The sequence below is a fragment of the Sphingomonas taxi genome, assembly GCF_000764535.1.
GTDB classification, from domain to species: domain Bacteria; phylum Pseudomonadota; class Alphaproteobacteria; order Sphingomonadales; family Sphingomonadaceae; genus Sphingomonas; species Sphingomonas taxi.
Window position 1 is genome coordinate 1,503,515 of record NZ_CP009571.1, and the last position, 15,072, is coordinate 1,518,586.

The following is a 15,072-nucleotide window of genomic DNA, read 5'->3' on the forward strand; positions in this document are numbered from 1 at the left end:
CCGCCGCTCCGGCAGATTCGTGCCAGTTGCGATACGAGAAGCGCAATGCTACCAACGGACTGCACCCGTGCGTCGCGCTTCATTCGTGCAAGCGACGCATCGGTCCCCGCGCCGTCCTGGCGCGGTTCTAACCAGGTTGACGCTCGCATGACGCACTTATCCAACGCTCGACACCGCCCGGCCTCGGCCGGCGGCGTGGCGAGCGTGTGGGAGGGCCGTGCCCCCCGACGTGCGCGGCGAGCAGACGCATTCTCACCATCCCGCGCCGGTCCGCCCGGCGCCATCTATCAACGCGCATGCGCGCCCTGCGACCCGGTTGCAGGAGCGCCACGCGCGCGGAGACCATTCAATGACCACGCGTATGCTGATCGACGCACGCCACCGGGAAGAGACCCGGGTCGCCGTCGTCAAGAATAACCGGATCGAAGAGTTCGATTTCGAAAGCGCCGAGCGCAAGCAGCTCAAGGGCAATATCTATCTCGCCAAGGTGACCCGCGTCGAACCGTCGCTGCAGGCGGCGTTCGTCGATTACGGCGGCAATCGCCACGGCTTCCTCGCGTTCAGCGAAATCCACCCCGATTACTATCAGATCCCCAAGGAGGATCGCGACGCGCTGCTGCGCGAGGAGGCGGAGCATGCCGCCGAGGAAGCCGCGCTGCGCGCCGAACATGACGGCGACGACGACGATCACGACGGCGACGAGCACGGCGACGACGACCACGACGATTTTGACGACGCCGACCATCACGACGACGGCGAGCACGACGAGGGCGAAGGCGCCGCCGAGGGCACGTCGAAGAAGCCGCGCAGCGCCAATGACGAGGAGGTCGAGGCGCTGCGCCAGCGTCGCATGAACCTGCGCCGCCGCTACAAGATCCAGGACGTCATCCGCCGCCGTCAGGTGCTGCTGGTCCAGGTCGTCAAGGAAGAGCGCGGCAACAAGGGTGCGGCGCTGACCACCTATCTGTCGCTCGCCGGCCGCTATTGCGTGCTGATGCCCAATACGTCGCACGGCGGCGGCATCAGCCGCAAGATCAGCAACGCGTCGGACCGCAAGCGCCTGAAATCGATCATGGCCGATATGCAGTTGCCGCCGTCGATGGGCTGCATCGTCCGCACCGCGGGCCTCCAGCGCACCAAGGTCGAGATCAAGCGCGACTTCGACTATCTCGCCCGGCTGTGGGACGGTATCCGCGAGGCGACGCTGAGCTCGGCGGCGCCGGCGCTCGTCTATGGCGACAGCGATCTCATCAAGCGCGCGATCCGCGACATCTACAACAAGGATATCGACGAGGTCATCGTCGAGGGCGAGGAGGGCTTCCGCCAGGCGAAGGACTTCATGAAGCTGCTGATGCCCAGCCACGCACGCCGCGTCCGGCAATATGCCGACGCCGTGCCGCTGTTCCAGCGCGCGCATGTCGAGGACCAGCTCGCCGCGATGTACCATCCGGTCGTGCAGCTGAAGTCGGGCGGCTATCTCGTCATCAACCCGACCGAGGCGCTGGTGTCGATCGACATCAACTCCGGCCGCTCGACCCGCGAGCACAATATCGAGCAGACCGCGACCGCGACCAATCTCGAAGCCGCGCAGGAGATCGCGCGTCAGCTCCGCCTGCGCGACATGGCCGGGCTCGTCGTCATCGACTTCATCGACATGGACAACAATTCCAATGTCCGGAAGGTCGAGAAGGCGATGAAGGACGCGCTCAAGGACGATCGCGCCCGCATCCAGGTCGGCCGCATCTCGTCCTTCGGCCTGATGGAGATGAGCCGTCAGCGGCTGCGCACCGGCGTGCTCGAAGCCTCGACCCGCGCCTGCCCGCATTGCGAAGGCACCGGCCTCGTCCGCACCGCCTCGTCGGCGGGCCTGTCGGCGCTGCGCCTGATCGAGGAAGAGGCCGCGCGCGGCCGCGGCTCGCTGCTGACGCTGCGCGCCAGCCAGGAAGCGACGATCTACGTCCTCAACCGCAAGCGCGCCGATATCGCCGAAATCGAGGATCGCTACGGCGTCCAGGTCGAGATCATCCCCGATCGCGAGGAAGAGGGCGCGCGCATGTCGGTCGAGGCCTCTGGCCCGCCGCCCGCTTACGCCCCCAAGATCGAGGCGCTCGTCGAAGAGGAATATGACGACGTCCCCGAGGAGATCGAAGAGGAAGAGGAAGACGAGGAGATCGTCGAGGCGGAGGAAGAGCCGCGTCGCGAGGGCGGTCGCCGTCCCGAGCGCGAGGAGCGCGGCGAGGACGAGGGCGAGGGCCGCGGTCGTGGCCGCCGTCGTCGCCGTCGCGGTCGTCGCGGTCGCAAGGACGAGAATGGCGAGGCGTCGCAGGACGAGACCGGCGGCGAGCCCGAAGGCGAGACTGAGGACGGCGTCGAGGCCGAAGCGATTGCCGGCGACGCCGAGACGACGCATGCCGAGACCGGCGAACGTCCCGAGGGCGAAGGCCGTCGTCGCCGTGGCCGTCGCGGTCGCCGTGGTGGCCGTCGTCAGGAGGGCGGCGCCGACGCCGCGCAGACCGTCGACGCCGGTGGCGACACCGCCGAGGACGATTTGCCGCCCGCCGATCTTGAGCCGATCGTCGAAGCCGGCGATGCCGGTCCGGTGATCACCGGCCTCAACGCCCCCGAACCGGCGACGGTCGAGGACGCGGCCCCGGTCGAGGCGCCCAAGACGCGCCGCCGTCCCCGCGCCCGCAGCGCTGCCGCGCCGGCGACCGAAGCCGCCGTTGAGACGGTGGCCGAGGCAGCCGCCCCCGCGGCGGTCGCCGAACCGGTCGCCGAGGAACCGGCCGCCAAGCCGAAGCGCACCCGCAAGAAGAAGGCGGACGTCGAGGCGGTGACCGAGGCGCCCGCCCCGGAAGCACCGCAGGAGGCCCCCGTCGCCGAGGAAAAGCCGAAGCGTCGCCGCACCCGCAAGGCCGCGACGACCGAGGCGGCGCCGGCGGACACGATCGAGGCCCCCGCCCCGGTCGCGCCGACGCCCGCCCCGACGCAGGACGAGGCCGTCCCGGCAGCCGAGGTCGACACCGACGCTGCTGCCGACGAAGCCGGCGACACGCCGCGCCGCGGCTGGTGGCAGCGCACCTTCGGCGCCTGATCCCCACTCCCCCTCCCTCCATGGGAGGGGGAGCGCAGATGACCATTTGAAGTTGCGCGACGGCATTTGGAGCCCCGTCATGCCGGACTTGATCCGGCATCCCGCTTCTTCGCACCGTCCGGAGAAGCGGGACCCCGGCGCAAGGCCGGGGTGACGAAGTGGCTTTGGAAAAGCGTCCGAAGCATACAGACGGCCATAGGCGATAGGCCTGCTCCAGGAGGGATCGGATAGGGACGCAAGTGTAAGTCCTTCGCGTTCCAAACCGCCCCCGTCACCCCGGACTTGCGCCGGGGTCCCGCTTCTTCCGGACCACGACGAGAACGGGACCCCGCACCAAGGCCCCGTGACGACCGCTAAACGGCCTGCCAGAGCCTCCAAACCACACCGCACCCGTACCGGACCAAATTGGACGTTTGACGAACACCGTCCGTCCCCCGATAGCGACCCTTCCACTCCGCTGAGGTCCGTGCCATTTCCGCCGTCGCTCCAGAACCGTCGGCGTCTCGCTGGCCGAGCCTGCTCCTCCTTACCCTCGCCGCCTTCGCCATCCGGGGATGGCAGTTCGGCAATCCGGTCATCCAGATCGACGAGCAATTCTATCTGCTGGTCGGCGATCGGCTCTGGCATGGCCTCGGCCTGCCCTTCATCGACTTTTGGGATCGCAAGCCGTTCGGCCTGTTCCTGATCTATGCCGCGATCCGCGCCTTCGGCGGTGACGGCATCCTCGCCTATCAGGTCGTCGCCACGATCTTCGCCGCACTGACCGCATGGTGCGTCGTACGTATCGCACGCCACGTCGCGCCGCCCGGCGCGGCGATGCTCGCCGGCCTCGTCTACATCGTCTACCTGTCGGTCAACGCCGGCGACGGCGGCCAGAGCCCGGTCTTCTACAACCTGCCCGTCGCGCTCGCGGCGTGGTGCGTCGTCGGCGCCTATCGCCGCCGCCGCTTCGACCGCATCGCCTACGCCCGGTCGTGCCTCGTCATGGCCCTGTTCGGCCTCGCCTTGCAGATCAAATATTCGGTGCTGTTCGAAGGCACGTTCTTCGGCCTCGCGCTCGTCGTCCGCGCGCTGCGGACCGGCGCAAGCCTGCCGGCCGCGGCGCTCGCGGCGCTGTCATGGTGCCTGATCGCCTTGCTGCCGACCGCCGCCGTCGTCGCCTTCTACTGGCATATCGGCGCGCTCGACACGCTGGTGTTCGCCAATTTCCAATCGGTGTTCCTCCGCCAGCCCCCCGACGCCGCGCTGATGATCGCGCGGCTCGCGCTGATCGGCGCGCATCTCCTGCCGATCGCGATCGTCGCGGCGCTCGCGGTTCCACGGCTCCGCAGGATACGGCCGATCGGTCCGCTGCTCGCCGGCTGGGCCGCCGCGGCGATCGTCGGTCTGCTCGTGTTCGGGACCTATTTCGATCATTACGCGCTGCCGCTCGTCCTGCCGCTGTCTATCCTCGCCGCGCCGCTGCTCGCGCAACGGATCGGCAGGGTGCCGGTCGTCGTTCCCGTGCTGCTGATCGGGCTCGCCTATGTCGCGATCAACACCGCGATCCTGCGCACCACCCGCGGCGATGGCGCAGGCGTCCGCCGCCTCGCGGCGCGGATCGGCCAATCACCCGCGGGGTGCCTGTTCGTCTTCCAGGGCGATCCGATCCTCTACCAGCTCACCCGCTCCTGCGTCCCGACCGCTTATGCCTTCCCGACCTTCCTCAGCGAGCGGGGCGACAACCGGACGACCGGTGTCGACCCGCACGCCGAGCTGCGGCGGGTGATGGCGCGACGCCCGGCCTATGTCGTGATCAGCAGCATCGATCCCGCCGTCACCGATCGCGCCGCCTATGACTTCGTGCAGCGCGAACTCGATCGGCACTATCGGCTGGTCGACCGCTCGGTGCTGAGCGAGCGCGTCGACCGCCTCTATGCCCGCGCCATGGATTAGAGACGCACCAGCATCTTCCCCATGTTCCCGCCCGAGAACAGGCCGAGGAACGCCGCGGGCATCGTCTCCAGCCCCTCGAACACCGTCTCGTTGCGCTTAAGCTTGCCGTCCTTCAGCCAACCGCCCATGTCGCGATAGAAGTCGGCGGAGCGATCCTTGAAGTCGCTGACGATGAACCCCTGGATACGGATACGATTGCCGATCAGCCGCGCGAGGTAGCGCAATTCGGTCGGCTTGCTGCTGTTGTAGACGTCGATCATGCCGCACACCGCGAACCGCGCGTGCAGATTGGCATGCGCCAGCGCCGCATCGAGATGCTCGCCACCGACATTGTCGAAATAGACGTCGATCCCGTTCCGCGCGACCTCGCCGAGCGCCTTCACCACCGGCGTACCGCTCTTGTAATCGATCACCGCATCGGCGCCGAGCGACTCCACCCAGGCGCATTTCTCCGCGCCGCCCGCCGAGCCGATCACCCGCAGCCCCTTGGCCTTGGCGATCTGCACCACGGTCGATCCGACCGCACCCGCCGCGGCGGAGACGAACACCGTATCGCCCTCCTTGGCGCCGGCGACCTCGAGCAAGCCGAAATAGGCGGTCATCCCCGGCATGCCGAGCTGGCCGAGATAGGCCTGCGGATCGACGTCGAGTTCGGGCAGGGGCTGGACCTGGTCGGCGGGCAGCACCGCCTCGTCGCGCCAGCCGGCGAAATGCTGGACGGTGTCGCCTTCCTTGAACCGGTCCGAGCGGCTCTCGACCACCGTGCCGATCGCGCCGCCGTCCATCGGCTTGCCGATCTCGAACGGCGGCGTGTAGCTCTTCACGTCGTTCATCCGCCCGCGCATATACGGATCGACCGACAGCCAGCTATTGGCGATGCGCACCTCGCCCTCGCCGAGATCGCGGCGATCGAGATCGATCAGCGCGAAATTGTCGCTGGTCGGCAGGCCCTGCGGCCGCGACGTCAGGCTCCACGCTCGTGCCATAGTTTCATTCTCCTCAAAATCCGGCCGGCCAGTCTGGGCCGATCCGTTGCAGATCGCAACGCAAAAGGCCCGGGACAAGCCCGGGCCTCCGCGTGGGTCTTCGATCGGGCTCAATAGGTGCCCGAGAAGCTCCGGTTCAGCGTCTTGTCGCCGTCGGTGCCGGTCGTGCCGCTGCTGCTGGCGCTCGCCGACGAGGTCGAGCGCGTGCCGTCCGCCTGCGTCTGCGTCGCGGCCGAACGGCCCGTCGCATAGGGTTCGCGGCGCGCCCCGTCGTCATCGTCGCCGAACAGCGCCTGGTTGCGCTCCTCGTCGCGCCACGCTTTCTTGGCGTCCGCCGCAGTCTTGCTCAGCGTCACCTTGCCGTCGACCGACTGCAGCCAGCTCGACGGGATCGAGTGATGGCGACCGCCGGCGTCGGCGTCGTTCTTGGTCAGCAGGATGCGGTCACCACGCACCTTGTCGACGGTGCCGACATGCTCGCCGTCCGAGCCGACGACATCCGCATGCTCCTCGACCTTGTTGAGCAGGTCGCGCTGCGACTGGCGGTTGGTGCGCCACGAGCTGAACTCATTCTCGAACTTCGAGCGATGCTCGCGGCGATATTCGTCATAGTCGCGATCGAGCGACTGGATCTGACCGCGACGCCAGCTGTGATAATCGTTGTCGCGATCGTTATAGGCGCGCTCGTCGAGCCGCGAATCGAAGTCTCGACGGCGCTCCGCTTCCTCGTCGCCGAACCACGAGCGCACCTCGTCGCCGGCGCGTGCGAAGAAGCCGCGATCCTCATAGTCATAGCCCTGCGGCTGACGCCCATAGCCCTGCCGGCCCTGACCCTGATCCCGGCCGCCGCGGGCGCGATTGCGATAATCGTCGTCGTCGGCATGACGAGACGGGCCGAAATCCTCGAACCGGTGACCGCCCGACCCGTAGCTGCCGTGATATTCGCGTTCGCCACGATCGCGGCCGGCGTCGGCGCCGTAGCGGCTGCGCTCGCCATAGCGATAGTCGGACTGACGGTCCTGATCGTACCGGCCGTGGCTGTCGCGCCCGTCATTGGCGTAGCGATCGTAGCCGCCGCGCGTCGCGCCATAATCGTCGCGTCCGCGGCTCTGGTCGTAGCGATCGTAGCGCTGGTTGCCATAGTCGCGCGCGCCATAGCCCTGGCGGTCGCCATCGAGCCGGCCGGCCGCCTGATATTCGCGTGCGCTCGAATAGCTATAGTCCCGGCCCGAGCCATAGTCGCGGCCGTAGCCCTGACCGTCGTCGCGCCCGTACGTGTCACCCGGTGCGTTGCTGCGGGGATTGCGTTCGTAGACCATGATCGTCTCCTTGTAGGATAGCTCCTGCGGGTGCCGGTCACGTCGTTGCTGCGCGACCGTGCTCCTGATCCAGATAAAGATCAGGTCCCGCCTTCGTTCCTGAAGTTACGGCAGGGCAACGATTTTGCGTCGCACGCAGCCATCGGTCCGTCGCATGGGAATTTTCGGATCGGTCGATCGGGCCTGTTGCATCGCCCGCAAGGGGCGGCTAATGGCGTCGCTCTCGGGCTCGCCCGAGCCGGGGTGCGGGGCTGTAGCTCAGATGGGAGAGCGCTGCAATCGCACTGCAGAGGTCAGGGGTTCGATTCCCCTCAGCTCCACCACCACCCCGCTAATTCCCCACCCATCCCCCGACAATGGCGGCGCTACCAACGGCCCGCTGCCGCGTTACACCGGTCTATGGCCAGTGCACCGATCCCCGCCGCGACGCTCGTCGTCTTCCGTGACCTTCGCGATGCGCCGCCGGACCTGCTGATGGTCGAGCGGGCCAAGGCGATGGTCTTCGCCGGCGGCGCGATGGTGTTTCCCGGCGGCCGGATCGATCCCGGCGACCACGCGCTCGCCGCGATGATCGGTGCGGGCGACGACGGCGCCGCGCGCATCGCCGCGATCCGCGAGACGATCGAGGAAGCCGGCCTCGCCATCGGCCTCCACCCCATTCCCCCGGCGGCGACGCTGGCGGCGATCCGCGCGCGGCTGCACGGCGGCGCGCCATTCGCCGCGATCCTCGCCGATGCGGGGCTGACGCTCGACCTCGACGCCCTGGTGCCGTTCGCGCGCTGGCTGCCCGATCATCGGACGACGCGGATTTTCGATACCTTGTTCTTCCTCGCCCGCGCACCGGAAGGCGCCGCGGCGACCGTCGACGCGACCGAGAACGTCCGCCTCGTCTGGACCGGCGCCGCTGCTTTGCTCGCCGAGGCGGATGCCGGCCGCGCGACGATCATCTACCCCACGCGCCGCACGCTCGAACGGCTCGCACTGTTCGCCGATCACGACGCCGCAGTCGCGCAGGCGCGCGCCTATCCGATCCGCACCATCACGCCCTTCGTCGAAACGCGCGACGGCGTGCCGCACCTCTGCATCCCCGACGACCTTGGCTATCCCGTCACCGGCGAGGCGATGACGCGGGCGCAGCGCGGCTGATGCGTGCCCTGCGTCGGGCAATCGGCTGGATCGCGGCGCTGCTCGCGCTCGGCGCGGCGGCGCTGCTGCTTTGGGCGATCGCGCGCGGGCGGCCGCAGGACATGCCGTGGGCCCCACTCGACCTCGGCGCGCCGACCGGATTGTTCACGGGCCGCAAGCTCACCGCGCTCACCCGCGACTTTCCGCAATGCCGCGCGCTGCTCGACCACGCCGGCGTCCGCTATACCGTGCTGCCGCCGCGGCGCGGCGCGGGGGGTTGCGGGTATGACGACGGCATCCGCCTGACCGCGGGCGGCGCGCGGACGATCGACTTCAGCCCTGCCGGCCTCGGCGTCGCCTGTCCGGTCGCCGCCGCGCTCGCCACGTGGGAATGGAACGTCGTCCAGCCCGCCGCGCAACGCCATTTCGGCAGCCGCGTCGTGACGATCGACCATTTCGGCAGCTATTCCTGCCGCCGCATCTACGGCCGCGATGCCGGCACGTGGAGCGAACACGCGACCGCCGACGCGGTCGACGTCGCCGGCTTCCGCCTCGCCGACGGCCGCCGCATCACCGTCGTCGGCGACTGGCGCGGCAAGGGCGCGAAGGCGGCGTTCCTGCACGAGGTCCGCGACGGCGCCTGCCAGCTGTTCGCGACGACGCTGTCCCCCGATTACAACGCCGCCCACCGCGATCACCTCCACCTCGACCAGGCGGACCGGGCCGCGGGGTGGCGCGCCTGTCGATGATGCGGCGCCCCCCGCTCAGTGCGGCAGCGCCGCCCCGGTATCGACCTTCTCCACCCAATGCGGAAAGAACACCGGCTGCCGGTTCGACCAGCCCGACGCGGTCGCCGCCGCCTCGCTGATCGACTGGAGCAACTTGCGCCGCACCTCGGGGTGCAGGTGCGGCAGCGCCGCCGCCGCGCAGAACGCGCTCGGCAGCCACGGCCGCGCCGACGCGCCGATCAGCCGTTCGTACAGGAAGCGGAACGCCGAGAAGCTGGTCAGCCGCCCCTGCCCCAGATCGAACCCCACCAATGTCACCAGCGGCGCCAGAAACGGCTCGACCGCGGCGAGATCGGCATCGTCGGGCACCAATTGGCGCAGTTCGGGCAGCGCGCGATACAGCCGCGCCTGCGCGCGGATGCTCGCCGCCTCGACGATGTCGCGCGACCAGCGCGTCATCGCATCGTCGCGATCGAGCCCGATATCGAGGCTGCGCCGGATGTACCGCTGCGTCGAGCTTGGAAACCCCGCGAATTCCTTCATTTCCGCCAGCGTCATCGCGCCTTCGGCCGGTCTGTTCTTGGCACCCATGATCGTCACCCACCCCGCCAGAGAAGTCGGGCCGATCCTGCGCCACGATGGTTAACAGCATCCTTAACGCGGGACCGTCCGACGTAACAAAAGCATCACGAAAGCTGTTGCAGCGCAACATCCGTTGCGACGAGCGGAGTGCATTTGGTCGCAAAGGCGCTCGCGGGGGTCATAAGCCCGACCGTCCACCACCCACCCGTCACCCCGGACTCGTTCCGGGGTCCACCCCGCGGCGAGGAGAAAGGCTTGAGGCGAGACCGCGCGCCTGCGGCCCCGTGGACCCCGGAACAAGTCCGGGGTGACGGGTCGTTCCAGGAACCGGAACGCCCGCATCCAGTCTCCACACAGCAAAACGGCGGCCCCTCGCGGGACCGCCGTTCGCTCCATTCCGCGCGAAGCCTCAACCCTGCCGGTCGCGCTCCGCATCCTCGTCATAGCCCGACGAGGGCGCCGGATCGTGATCGTGACCCGGCTGCGTCAGCGACGGCGGATCGCTCGCATCCATCGATTCGTCCAGACCGGCGTCGAGCCGCGCATCCGCGCTGCCGGGGTTCTTCTCGAGACGCTTGTTGATCGACTTGTCCTGTCCGGCATCCTGGCGCGGGTCGCGCTCCTGGTTGCTGGCCGACGGCGCGACCGACAGGCTGTCCAGAGCCTTTTCGTCGATTCCGGTCATGTGACACCCTCCTGAGTTTACCAAGGAGCAACGATTGCCGGATCGTTTCCGTTCCTGCCGGTCAGGCGATCAGCCCGCGGTCACCTGCACCCGCTGGTTGACGAACTGGGCGATGCCGAACACCGTCATGAAGGCGATGTCGGTCGCATCGCGACCGACGCAGACGCGCGCGATCGTCTCGGCCGGCGCCATCCGCGTCGCGTCGATCATCCGCCACGCGCCGTCGAGCCACAATTCGGCGACCGCATGGAAATCGGGCGGATCGACGCCCGGCGCATAGGCAGCGACGCAGCGCGCCGGAATCTCCCCCGCCCGCGCCAGCGCGACCAGCAGATGCGCGTAATCGCGGCACACGCCCGAGCGGCTGGCGAAGGTATCGATCGCCGTCGTCTCGCCGCTGCTGGTATTGGCGCGATACTCCAGCGCATCCGCCACCCAGTCCGTGAGCGCCACCGCCAGCGCGCCGCCGCCCATGCCGCCGAACTCGCGCCGCACGAAGCCCTCCAGCCGGTCCGACTGGCAATAGCGGCTCGGCAATAGGTACGGCACCAGCGCCCCGTCGAGCGCCCGCGCCGGCGTCGCCGGCAGGCGCGCGAGATCGACCGGCTGCCGGTCGATCTCGACGACCGCGCGATATTCCGCCTTCAGCCAGTTCTCGGCGCGGATCCAGCAGCGTTGGCCGATGCCCTCCTCGCCACGGACCGCGACCACCGGCGTGTCGCTCCACACCGTCAGCGCCTCCGAGACGATACGCTGGTCGGCCATCGCCGCTGCCTCGATCTGCAGCAAGACGTCGGTCGGCGGCCCCATGATGGCATAATCGAGGTCGACTTCGATCGAGATCCGCATCGGCCATTCCTTCGGGACAAACGAAAGAGCCCGGCGGCATCGGCCACCGGGCTCCCGATATGACGATCGAACGTCGGTCTTAGTTGCGCTGTGCGCCGAACAGGCGAAGCACGAACAGGAACATGTTGATGAAGTCGAGGTACAGCGACAGCGCCGACATGATCACGGCCTTGCCGACCATGTCCGACCCTGCGACCTGGAAGTACAGGCTCTTGGTGCGCTGCGTGTCATAGGCGGTGAGGCCCGCGAACAGCAGCACGCCGACGATGCTGATGACCAGCTCCATCACGCTCGACTGCAGGAACAGGTTGATCAGGCTCGCGACGATCAGGCCGACGAGGCCGATCAGCAGGAAGGTGCCGAACGCCGACAGGTCCTTCTTGGTCGTATAGCCGTAGAGGCTGAGACCGGCGAAGCCCGCCGCGGTCGAGAAGAACGCACCGGCGATCGACGTACCGCTATAGACCAGGAAGATGGTCGACAGCGACAGGCCCATCAGCACCGCGAACGCCCAGAACAGCATCTGCAACGTCGAGGTCTGCATGCGCCCCTGTCCGAAGCTCATCGCGAAGACGACGCCGAGCGGCGCGAACATCAGCACGTAACGCAGGATGCCGCCACCCATGAACACCTGTGCGGCCGGCGACGACGCCCCGCCCCAGGCGAACAGCAGCGCGACGATGCCCGTCAGCAGCACGCCCGATCCCATATAATTGTAGACCGACAGCATGTACGAGCGCAGACCCGCGTCATAGGCACCGCTGCGCGCTGCGTCGGTGCGCGAGGCCCCGAACGGCGCGGCGCTCGGCCGGGGGTCAGACCAGTTAGCCATGGTATCCAAAACTCCTTTACCGACCAGATGTCGGATGACCGAAATATCGGCCTGCCGCGGTCCCTTTTCAAGCGAAACCGGCTAAGCCTCGGTTCCGAAGCAACAGAACTTTACAAAGAGCCGCCGGTCCCGCCATGCGCCTGTTCGTCGCCCTGCGTCCGCCCCCCGCGATCCGCGAATCGCTGCTCGCCGCGACTGGCGGGGTGCCGCACGCCCGCTGGCAGGACGACGCGCAACTCCACTGCACCCTGCGTTTCATCGGCGACGTCGACCGGCCGCAGGCGGAGGATGTCGCCGCCGCGCTCGCCGGCCTGTACGCCCCTGCGCCGCGGGTCAGGATCGCCGGCGTCGGCCGCTTCGCGCACAAGGGCCGCACCGACACCCTGTGGGCCGGGCTCGCGCCGGGCGACGCGCTCCACCATCTCGCCCGCAAGGTCGATCAGGCCTGTGTCCGCGCCGGCCTGCCGCCCGAACGCCGCGCCTATCGGCCCCACGTCACGCTCGCCCGCCTGCCGCGCAGCGCCGGTGCCGCGCCGGAGATCGACGGCTGGCTCGCGGTCCATGCCGGACTCGCCAGCCCCGCCTTCACCATGCCGCATCTGATCCTCTACGAAAGCCATCTCGGCGGCGAGGGCGCCAGCTATGCGCCGGTGATGCGCTGGCCCCTTGCGCCGCCCGCGGAACCGCCGCAGGTCATGCCGGGTTCGTAAGGAAACCTCGGGAGACCTTTGATGCGCGCTATCCTCATCCTCGCCGGCCTGTCCTCGCTGGCGCTGGCCGCCTGTACCCAGAAGGAGGAGGTCGCAGTCGGCAGCCCCACCGTCGGCGGTGCCCGCGCCACCGCATCGCTGCGCACCGCCACCGGGCTCGACGCCGGCCGCGCCACCGCCACCGAAGTCGCCGGCGGCATCCGCTACACCGTCGACGTCAAGGGCCTCCCCGCCGGTACGCACGGCGCGCACATCCACACCACCGGCCGCTGCGACGCGCCCGACTTCACCACCGCCGGCGGCCATTGGAACCCGACGACGATGAAGCATGGCAGCATGAACCCGCAGGGCCCGCACGAGGGCGACCTGCCCAATCTCATCGTCGGCACCGACGGCCGCGGCACGCTCGGCGTGACGGTGCCCGGCGCGACGATGGCCGGTCTGCTCGACACCGACGGCGCCGCGATCGTCATCCACGCCGGCCCCGACGATCTGATGACCGACCCCGCCGGCAACAGCGGCGGCCGCATCGCCTGCGGCGTCTTCGGCGCCGCCTAAGCCGCGCCGTAACGGACGACCGGAGTGGGCAGCGCCCACTCCGGCACCGCCAGCAGGGTCCCCCTAAACCACTTCCCCCACCGCCCGCGCCCGTGCCTCGCGCGAGGCCTCCGCCGCCGGCACCAACCTGTATGCCGCCACCGCGCAGCCCAGGGTCAGCGGCACCACCGCGAGCAGCGACAGCATCCCCACCGACAAACTCCCCGACAGCGTCGAGATCCGCCCCGCCAGATACGGCCCCATCGCCAGCCCGAGCAATGTCGTCCCGATGAAGAAGGTCGCGGTTGCCGTCCCCCGCATCCGCGGCAGCACCAGATCCTGCGTCGTCGCCGCCGCCGAGCCCAGCGCGCCGCTGGCGGTGATCCCGGCGAGGAACAGGCACGGATAGAAGACCCAGACATCGCTCGCGGTGAACGCCGCGATGAGGAACGGCACCGGCACGCAGGCGCCGACCATCACCACGATCAGCCGCCCCGCCGGATTGCCCCGCCGCAGCCGGTCGGCGACCACCCCGCCGATCGTCACCCCCAGGAAGCCGGCGAGCGCGCCGCTGCTGCCGAGCAACAGCCCCGCCCGCGCCGGCGTCTCGCCGAGCGTACGCAAGGCATAAGGCGCCGCCCAGAAGTTCGCCGCATAGCTCAGGAAGGCGTTGAGCCCATAAGCCACCACCGTGCACAGGAACGCCGGCGTCCCGACGATCAGCGCGAAGGTCGCCGGATCGCGCCGCCGCAGCGCGCACCCCCACGAGAACACCGCATAGACGCCCGTCCCCACCGCCAGCCATTGCGGCTTCGGCTCGCCCAGCACGATCAGCAGCGCCACCACGCCGACCACCACCGCCAGCCCGGCCAGATTGACGAGCAGCGCCCGCACCCCGCCCCGCGCCGCACCGATCAGCGTCAGCGGCGGGATGATCGTCAGCAACTCCGCGAAGAAGGCTTGGAACGGCGCCGGATGCCGCTCCGGCTCGGGCAGTCCCTCGACCAGCCCGCGGATCGGCTCGCGCAATGTCGCGATCCACCCGGCGACGATCAGCCCCGGCAGCCCGACGGCGAGGAACGCCGCCTGCCAGCCGACCAGCCCCAGCGGCCCGCCGCCCGGCCATGCCCGGTTCCAGCCCTGGACGATCAACCCGCCGATGAACAGCGACACGCCGCCACCGACGTACAGCCCCGCGGAATAGATCGACAGCGCCGTCGCGCGCAGCCGCTTGGGAAAATAGTCCGAGATCAGCGAATAGGCCGACGGCGACGCGGTCGCCTCTCCCACTCCGACGCCGATCCGCGCCAGCGCCAATTGCCCGCCGGTACGCGAGAAGCCCGACAGCGCGGTCATCGTCGACCACAGGGCCAGCCCGACCGTCATCAGCCGCACCCGATGCCAGCTGTCCGCCAGCCGCCCGAGCGGGATTCCGAACAGCGCATAGAAGACGCCGAACGCGGTCCCGTAGAGGAAGCCGAGGTCCTCGTCCTTGAGGTGGAGATCGCGCTTGATGTCCTCGGCGAGGATCGAGATCACCTGCCGGTCGATGAAGTTGAGCACGTAGACGACGAACAGGATACCGAGCACGTACCAGGCGTAGCGCGACGCCTGCTGCTCCCCACCGCCCGCATCCGCCACCGTCCCGGCCATCGCCCTCTCCCGCGCGTTTCGCCGGAGGCTAACAGAG

At 69.1% G+C, this 15,072-nt stretch carries 13 protein-coding genes and 1 tRNA gene; 7 read left to right on the forward strand and 7 right to left on the reverse strand.

Annotated elements, in window-relative coordinates:
* Window positions 1-361: 361 nt before the first annotated feature.
* Window positions 362-3,094 carry an Rne/Rng family ribonuclease gene (locus tag MC45_RS06745; protein WP_038661095.1) on the forward strand — a complete coding sequence of 911 codons (2,733 nt, stop codon included), beginning with the start codon at window positions 362-364 and terminating at the stop codon, window positions 3,092-3,094.
* 816 nt (window positions 3,095-3,910) lie between these two features.
* Window positions 3,911-5,029: a hypothetical protein gene (locus tag MC45_RS06750; protein ID WP_052075546.1), complete on the forward strand. Its 1,119-nt coding sequence runs from the start codon at window positions 3,911-3,913 to the stop codon at window positions 5,027-5,029.
* On the opposite strand, the gene MC45_RS06755 is transcribed toward MC45_RS06750, so the two are convergent.
* Both MC45_RS06755 and MC45_RS06760 read right to left on the reverse strand, forming a co-directional pair.
* Complete coding sequence (locus tag MC45_RS06755) at window positions 5,026-6,015, reverse strand: NADP-dependent oxidoreductase (protein ID WP_081974361.1); 990 nt, start codon at window positions 6,013-6,015, stop codon at window positions 5,026-5,028. The two genes, MC45_RS06750 and MC45_RS06755, sit on opposite strands and share 4 nt — an antisense overlap.
* A gap of 110 nt (window positions 6,016-6,125) precedes the next feature.
* A complete protein-coding gene (locus tag MC45_RS06760; protein ID WP_038661098.1) occupies window positions 6,126-7,334 on the reverse strand; it encodes a DUF2171 domain-containing protein in 1,209 nt (402 codons plus the stop codon).
* A gap of 247 nt (window positions 7,335-7,581) precedes the next feature.
* Between MC45_RS06760 and MC45_RS06765 the strand changes: the two genes are divergently transcribed.
* The 3 genes from MC45_RS06765 (at window position 7,582) to MC45_RS06775 (ending at window position 9,208) form a co-directional block, all read left to right on the forward strand.
* Window positions 7,582-7,657: transfer RNA gene (locus MC45_RS06765), tRNA-Ala, on the forward strand.
* A 76-nt stretch (window positions 7,658-7,733) separates the two neighbouring features.
* Window positions 7,734-8,480 carry an NUDIX hydrolase gene (locus MC45_RS06770; RefSeq protein ID WP_038661099.1) on the forward strand — a complete coding sequence of 249 codons (747 nt, stop codon included), beginning with the start codon at window positions 7,734-7,736 and terminating at the stop codon, window positions 8,478-8,480.
* Window positions 8,480-9,208 (forward strand): extensin-like domain-containing protein, encoded by a 729-nt coding sequence (locus MC45_RS06775; protein ID WP_081974362.1) that lies wholly within the window; start codon window positions 8,480-8,482, stop codon window positions 9,206-9,208. The genes MC45_RS06770 and MC45_RS06775 overlap by 1 nt, the downstream gene beginning before the upstream one ends.
* A gap of 15 nt (window positions 9,209-9,223) precedes the next feature.
* On the opposite strand, the gene MC45_RS06780 is transcribed toward MC45_RS06775, so the two are convergent.
* The 4 genes from MC45_RS06780 to MC45_RS06795 all read right to left on the reverse strand — a co-directional run bounded on the left by MC45_RS06780 (window position 9,224) and on the right by MC45_RS06795 (window position 12,135).
* A complete protein-coding gene (locus tag MC45_RS06780) occupies window positions 9,224-9,778 on the reverse strand; it encodes a hypothetical protein (RefSeq protein ID WP_038661102.1) in 555 nt (184 codons plus the stop codon).
* Window positions 9,779-10,178: 400 nt separating this feature from the next.
* On the reverse strand, window positions 10,179-10,454 hold the full coding sequence (locus MC45_RS06785; protein WP_038661105.1) for a hypothetical protein: 276 nt from the start codon (window positions 10,452-10,454) through the stop codon (window positions 10,179-10,181).
* A gap of 69 nt (window positions 10,455-10,523) precedes the next feature.
* A complete protein-coding gene (locus tag MC45_RS06790) occupies window positions 10,524-11,303 on the reverse strand; it encodes a transglutaminase-like domain-containing protein (protein WP_038661108.1) in 780 nt (259 codons plus the stop codon).
* A 79-nt stretch (window positions 11,304-11,382) separates the two neighbouring features.
* The gene (locus tag MC45_RS06795) at window positions 11,383-12,135 is read right to left on the reverse strand and encodes a Bax inhibitor-1/YccA family protein (RefSeq protein ID WP_038661111.1); all 753 of its coding nucleotides are present in this window, start codon (window positions 12,133-12,135) and stop codon (window positions 11,383-11,385) included.
* Window positions 12,136-12,269: 134 nt separating this feature from the next.
* Here MC45_RS06795 and thpR point away from each other — a divergent pair, with 134 nt between their 5' ends.
* On the forward strand, window positions 12,270-12,845 hold the full coding sequence (thpR, locus tag MC45_RS06800; protein WP_038661114.1) for an RNA 2',3'-cyclic phosphodiesterase: 576 nt from the start codon (window positions 12,270-12,272) through the stop codon (window positions 12,843-12,845).
* 21 nt (window positions 12,846-12,866) lie between these two features.
* Window positions 12,867-13,403 carry a superoxide dismutase family protein gene (locus MC45_RS06805; RefSeq protein ID WP_038661117.1) on the forward strand — a complete coding sequence of 179 codons (537 nt, stop codon included), beginning with the start codon at window positions 12,867-12,869 and terminating at the stop codon, window positions 13,401-13,403.
* A gap of 63 nt (window positions 13,404-13,466) precedes the next feature.
* Here MC45_RS06805 and MC45_RS06810 read toward each other — a convergent pair whose 3' ends face one another.
* Complete coding sequence (locus MC45_RS06810) at window positions 13,467-15,035, reverse strand: spinster family MFS transporter (RefSeq protein ID WP_038661120.1); 1,569 nt, start codon at window positions 15,033-15,035, stop codon at window positions 13,467-13,469.
* Window positions 15,036-15,072: the final 37 nt, after the last annotated feature.

What these genes read in the sequence shown, in the direction of transcription:
- MC45_RS06745 (WP_038661095.1), top strand. Translation starts at nt 362, where the DNA reads ATGCTGATCGACGCACGCCACCGGGAAGAGACCCGGGTCGCCGTCGTC.
- MC45_RS06750 (WP_052075546.1), top strand. Translation starts at nt 3,911, where the DNA reads ATGCTCGCCGGCCTCGTCTACATCGTCTACCTGTCGGTCAACGCCGGC.
- MC45_RS06755 (WP_081974361.1), bottom strand. Translation starts at nt 6,015, where the DNA reads ATGGCACGAGCGTGGAGCCTGACGTCGCGGCCGCAGGGCCTGCCGACC.
- MC45_RS06760 (WP_038661098.1), bottom strand. Translation starts at nt 7,334, where the DNA reads ATGGTCTACGAACGCAATCCCCGCAGCAACGCACCGGGTGACACGTAC.
- MC45_RS06770 (WP_038661099.1), top strand. Translation starts at nt 7,734, where the DNA reads ATGGCCAGTGCACCGATCCCCGCCGCGACGCTCGTCGTCTTCCGTGAC.
- MC45_RS06775 (WP_081974362.1), top strand. Translation starts at nt 8,480, where the DNA reads ATGCGTGCCCTGCGTCGGGCAATCGGCTGGATCGCGGCGCTGCTCGCG.
- MC45_RS06780 (WP_038661102.1), bottom strand. Translation starts at nt 9,778, where the DNA reads ATGGGTGCCAAGAACAGACCGGCCGAAGGCGCGATGACGCTGGCGGAA.
- MC45_RS06785 (WP_038661105.1), bottom strand. Translation starts at nt 10,454, where the DNA reads ATGACCGGAATCGACGAAAAGGCTCTGGACAGCCTGTCGGTCGCGCCG.
- MC45_RS06790 (WP_038661108.1), bottom strand. Translation starts at nt 11,303, where the DNA reads ATGCGGATCTCGATCGAAGTCGACCTCGATTATGCCATCATGGGGCCG.
- MC45_RS06795 (WP_038661111.1), bottom strand. Translation starts at nt 12,135, where the DNA reads ATGGCTAACTGGTCTGACCCCCGGCCGAGCGCCGCGCCGTTCGGGGCC.
- thpR (WP_038661114.1), top strand. Translation starts at nt 12,270, where the DNA reads ATGCGCCTGTTCGTCGCCCTGCGTCCGCCCCCCGCGATCCGCGAATCG.
- MC45_RS06805 (WP_038661117.1), top strand. Translation starts at nt 12,867, where the DNA reads ATGCGCGCTATCCTCATCCTCGCCGGCCTGTCCTCGCTGGCGCTGGCC.
- MC45_RS06810 (WP_038661120.1), bottom strand. Translation starts at nt 15,035, where the DNA reads ATGGCCGGGACGGTGGCGGATGCGGGCGGTGGGGAGCAGCAGGCGTCG.